Origin of the sequence: Neotamlana nanhaiensis, from assembly GCF_000943555.1 — a bacterium.
In the GTDB taxonomy this organism is placed as follows: Bacteria; Bacteroidota; Bacteroidia; order Flavobacteriales; family Flavobacteriaceae; genus Neotamlana; species Neotamlana nanhaiensis.
Genome location: NZ_JTDV01000037.1, coordinates 1 through 326, shown reverse-complemented (window position 1 = coordinate 326; position 326 = coordinate 1). Strand labels below are relative to the sequence as shown.

At 40.2% G+C, this 326-nt stretch carries 1 protein-coding gene; it reads right to left on the bottom strand.

Annotated elements, in window-relative coordinates:
* Positions 1-326 (bottom strand): hypothetical protein (locus PK35_RS17655; RefSeq protein WP_044627781.1); only part of this gene is annotated, 326 nt, incomplete at both ends.

The following is a 326-nucleotide window of genomic DNA, read 5'->3' as shown; positions in this document are numbered from 1 at the left end:
GCTTGTGTATCGATAGTTGGAGCTACTGTATCTTGAATAGCATAAGTAGCGGAAGTAGTAGTAGCATTACCACAGGCATCAGTAGCAGTAAATACTACGGTGATGGCATTAGCACAATCTGATGTAGTACCTCCGTAGTTGTTGGTCCAAGTAATATCAGAGCAATCATCAGAAGCGATAGCACCACCATTATTATTTAACCAATCTTGAATTTGTGTATTGTTACCCGAGCCATCACACTCTACACTAATATTACTAGCTTGTGTATCGATGCTAGGAGCAATGGTATCTTCAATAGTAAAGGTAGCTGTTGTTGTGGTTGCGTT